Source organism: Streptomyces sp. NPDC043870 (genome assembly GCF_056435785.1).
Genome location: NZ_JBWKDT010000109.1, coordinates 1 through 4715 on the forward strand (window position 1 = coordinate 1; position 4715 = coordinate 4715).

Here is a 4715-nt window from a genome sequence, read left to right on the forward strand (position 1 = left end):
GGGGACTTATCTGGCTGCCACCGGGGACATCTCGGTGGCCGCCAGTGGGGCGAACTCCTGGCCGCCACCGGGGAGAACTACACGGCCGTTGACATACTAGCACGTCCCGGCTTTGTCAGGGCCGCTCTCGCCCTCCCCGGCACCACCCGGATCAGGCTGCCCCCAGCTTCGGCAACCCTGCTGCGACAGGGCTTTGGCGAAGGTCTCCCACCTCCACTCGAACCAACAGCGCCTCACGGCGCAAACAAGATCGTCGACAGAACCAAAATCCGCGATGGACAGGTCGCCAACCGGCCCATCTACCTGGCCTTGGCCGTCACGGCTGAAGGACATCGCGGCATCCTCGGCCTGTGGGCCGGCGGCAAAGGGGACGAGGACGCCCAGTGGGCACCGAGGTCGGTTGAAGTTCTCCCGGCTGCATCAGGGCGCCCTCGGCTAGGCATGACCGCCCAGTGATCGATGACGCCTTCGTCAAGCCGGTCAGAGCCGACTCTGGTTGCCAGAGAGCTCATGATCGTGCCGCCACGACCGTGTTCATCATCTTGGCAGCTGGCTATCCAAGATCCCTGAGTGGGAGCACATCCGCAGTCGTAGACGTCTATCTTGACCCATTGCTCGTCGCTGCTCTCGGAGTGCACGTGAATGCGGAGTGTGATGGGCGGCAAGGCGTGTTCGACAGCGTTTGTGACGAGCTCGGAGACGACGAGGAGAACATCGCTCGCCGCCTCTGCCTCCGCTCCACATTGCGCCAGCGCAGCTCGGGCAACATGTCGCGAGACAGCCGGTGCTGTGGAATCAAACTCGAGCGGGACCCAGAACACCGCGTCCTGAGAAGCTGCTATGCCGGGATTGGTCGCGCCCATGATGTCCTCGTTTATGTGTGGCGGATCTGATTTGCCCTGCCAATCTGTCCCATGAGACCGCGCTGAGGCATCACACGAGAGGGCCACATCGAGGGGGACCGAAGATTCCCCCTTTAAGGAGCGTTTTGTCCCAGTGAGCCTCTTTCACCTGAATAGTCGCAGGTCAGCAGGGTGTGGACGGCTTGGACGGTGCGGCTGATGCGGCGCGTGAACAGCGTGCCCGGCGCAGGATCCGCCAGGACTTCAACCAGGCGAAGGCGCGTTCGCCCGGTGCCCGCAGGCGGGCGTGATCACGGTTGAACTGCTGGTAGTGGGCTGGTTGTTCGCGGTAGTTGTAGTAGGGCGTGTGGACGGTGGCGCCGGCACCTGATACGCGCGGTCGGCCAGGATCAGGATTTGCCTGCTCAAACAGGCCCTGGACGATGCCGTGAGCCCGGGCCGCGGTCAGATCGTGAGTGCGGCCCGGCGTCGCCCGTGAGAACCACAGCGGTGTGCCGTCCGGGGCGGCGATGACCTGCACGTTCATGCCATGCTTCCGGTGTTTCTGCGAATAGTACGGCTCGTCCGCGGCGATGAGGTCGGTCGGGATGAGCGTGCCGTCGACGCACGAAGTCGCCTTCGCCCAGACCCACCAGAGCCTCGTGCAAACCCGGCGCCCACGCGGCCAGCACCTCGAGACTCTCGTCGACGTAGCGCCAGGCCGTCGCCTCCGACACCCCGAACCCGGCACCGACCTGCGCGAACGTCTCGTTCTTCCGCAGGTGCGCAAGCACCAGCAGAGCCTGTTTGAAACAACCGAGCCTGCGCCAGGGCGGAGTTGAGTTCACGCCTTCGGGGCGTAGATGAGCCATGAGACATGCTCAACCAGCTCGTGTGGGACGTCGAGCATGGAAGGATACAGAACCAACGAAGCCCCCGGCCGATGGTCGTGTTGAGTGAGGTCACCACAACCAACGACGAGGGGCTTCGCCACGTCACCACCCGCTGAACGGGCCTTATAGTCCTTCAGAGGCAGGATGAAAGAGGTTCAGTGGGGGTGCTTGGTATCGGGGTGCGCCATGCGGCTATGGCTGCTCGGCAGGTTCAATGTGAATGTGGATGATTCGTTGCAGAGCAGGCTGTCGGTCGAGACGCGAGCAGGGGTGGACGGTCTGATCGCCGGCCGTCGGTTGTCAAGCCATCAGCCGTCGCAAGCGCTGCGCTGGACTCGTGCTCGCACGGTCTGGGATGCCTCCCGGACGGGCCTACAAAGTTCCCTGCAGCCAGTCGAAGACGACCTCGCAGTGCAGCTGCGGCGCCATCGGGGAGACGTGCAGCTGCGCGCCCTGAGCCGCGGTGAGCTTCACGTAGTCCTTGGGCGCGGTCAGCGCGTCGAACATCTGCTTGGGCTGTCCGGGATAGAACAGCTCGTCTTCGTAGTCGAGTACGAGCGTCGGCATTTTGATCCGCGGCACGGTGTCCGTGATATCCAGTGACTGGATGAGCTTGGCCGGCGTGTAGAAGTCGGTGAACATCTTGCCCTCGCGGACGGCGAGCATCGCGGGGATCGAGAAGGGTTCGAAGCGCTTCTTCACCGTGGCGGCGGCGTCCGGGGGCAACTGGGGGACGACCTCCTTGTTCCAGATCTGGTTGGTCTCTTCCTTGCTGGGGGTGAGGATTTCCCGGAACTCTGCGGGGAAGCCCAGCCACGGATTCATGCAGCCTGGCATCGCCACCAGCGCGGCGATCCGGTCCTCGAATGCCGCGGCCCGCGGCGCCAGGTCGCCCCCCATACTCAGCCCGGTGAGACCGATCTTGGCGGTGTCCACGTCGGAACGCTTCGACAGCCAGTCGATGAGCGGTGTGACGGCCTTCTCCCAAGTCGGGGTGAAGACTACCTGGTCCACGAAGAGCAGTTGGCCCTGGCCGGGGCCGTCGTAGACGAGGGCGTTCCAGCCGCGTTCCAGGGCGGCCGAGACCCCGTATGTCCACATGTCGACGTTCTGGCCATCGCTGCCGTTGGTGAGGATCACGGTGGGACGGCGGGTGTTCGACTCGTCGGGTCGGAAGAACCACACCGGCAGCGGGGTCTTGCCGTACGGGACGTTCGCCTTCACCGGCGCTGGGTCGCACAGATCGCAGAACTTGTCCCAAGCCCGCCGCCCTGCCTTGTACAGTTCCTCCTCGCTGCCCGGGTTGTCCGAGCCCAGCACGAAGAACAGCGCCTGGCCGTAGTACTGCGCGGCGCGCAACGCACGCATGCGGGTGGTCTGGTCGTCGGGCTTGCTGCCCGGGGGCGGCTCCATCAGCTGGTCGCCGAGCTTGCGGAAGGTTTCGACATATGTCTGTGAGGACAGGCCGACCTTGTTGATGGCGTTCACGGCGGTGAGGACTTCGCCCACCTCGGCACTGCCGGCGCCGGATGCGCCCAGAGCCAGCAGTCCGTTGAAATTGAACTCCGGGTCCTTGAATAGTGTCATCGCCCCCGGGGTCGGGTTGTCCGCCCGTGCCTGCGGCGAACGGGTCCGGCTCGGCGAGGCCGCGGGCCTCGAGGTGCACCCGGCCAGTAGCGCGGTCCCGGCGACGAGCCCGGCCAGAGCGGTGCGACGGGTGGACCCGTGATCACCTGATTCATGCGTCATACCAGTCGAACATACGAGTCGCACCGCCCGGCCCTTGACCACGACACCGGCGGCTCCCCCGAACGGCCCTTCCCCGACGGGCCTTGTCTCCGGAGGGTGGGCACCTGCCGGAGATGCGCATACCACATCAACGAGCCACGGAACGTTAAGCAACACGTTGATTCTCTGTGAGCCCTTATGGGAGGGCATCAGGAGGGGGCGTGTGTCATCTGGTTGATGGTCTGGCTGGGGGAGGGCCCGCGGGGGTGGTGTGAGCAATGGTGCTGGTGGGTGGGTGACAGGACTGCCGATCCGGCCGTGCAGGACTGTCGCCGACCCGGGCCGCGGAACCTCACGACGCGGCAGCCGGCCTTCCACCCTTCCTACCGGGGTGGCAGGCCGGCACCCCGTGGGAGTCGGCACCGATATCTTGAGGGTGACGATATGCCTGACCGGTGCGCCCCACCCCCATTGCATATGCAGCGTGACGCTTTCGTGCTCAACGCCACATCGAAGGGCATATGCGGTCGTATTTACTCGGAATGCACGTAGTTGTGCGGCTGCCGCGGCAGACAACGGCGGCAGAACACGGGTACCCAAGCGCGAACGGCGGCCCGGGTGGTACGTCGCCTCTCGCGGCGCTCTTGCACCTGTGCGGCGACTGCTCTTGTGCGAGACGCGCAGCCGATCGAGATCGGGGCAGCTGGCGGTAGGGGGCCGCGGCCGCGGTGGCCAGTCCGCTGGGAGTGACCGCCCGGTGGTGACCACTGCTGTCGCAGACGCCGAACAGCAGCGCAACGAGAGCGGCTGTCACGTGGGTGACGTCGGGGAGGGTCAGGCCGGTGCCGGCTATGAAGCCGTCGAGGGTGTCGGGCCGGTATGGGAGGCGTTTGAGCCGGTTGCGGACGAGTGTTTCCAGGAGAAGGCGAGGACGGCGAGGTTGGTCAGGGTGCGTTTGACGTGCGCCCACCACGCGCTCGACCGGGTGAGGTGCCGGTCCCAGACAAGCACGATGTCTGCCGACCAGTAACCCACGCGGGGGACACGCCTCATCACAACACTGGAGGCTGAGGATGAGCCCGATGTAGGCGTTCTGTGGCCCGAAGGACGACGCCTAGTACTCCAGCCGGACTTCTGTATTTCTGCTGGTCAACGGACTGGCGGTGGGGAGTGTAGCGGGGGTTTTGCATGGGTGGGACGGTCTTGGGCCGTCCGTCCCACCAACGTGTGCCCGCGCCGCATGTAATGGCAG

General features: G+C 65.3%; 1 protein-coding gene and 4 pseudogenes. 1 reads left to right on the forward strand and 4 read right to left on the reverse strand.

The window, feature by feature from the left end; translation table 11 throughout:
• Window positions 1–264: 264 nt before the first annotated feature.
• Window positions 265–387, forward strand: a pseudogene (locus tag AC0699_RS39300) (transposase); the annotation flags it as partial.
• A gap of 92 nt (window positions 388–479) precedes the next feature.
• On the opposite strand, the pseudogene AC0699_RS39305 reads toward AC0699_RS39300, so the two are convergent.
• The 4 genes and pseudogenes from AC0699_RS39305 to AC0699_RS39320 form a co-directional block, all read right to left on the reverse strand.
• Window positions 480–863, reverse strand: a pseudogene (locus tag AC0699_RS39305) (ATP-binding protein); the annotation flags it as partial.
• Between the two features lie 113 nt (window positions 864–976).
• Window positions 977–1770: pseudogene (locus AC0699_RS39310) on the reverse strand (transposase family protein).
• A 337-nt stretch (window positions 1771–2107) separates the two neighbouring features.
• Entirely contained in the window at window positions 2108–3322 is a 1215-nt protein-coding gene (locus AC0699_RS39315) for an alpha/beta hydrolase family protein (protein WP_478671360.1), read from the reverse strand.
• Between the two features lie 952 nt (window positions 3323–4274).
• Window positions 4275–4483: pseudogene (locus AC0699_RS39320) on the reverse strand (IS630 family transposase); the annotation flags it as partial.
• Window positions 4484–4715: the final 232 nt, after the last annotated feature.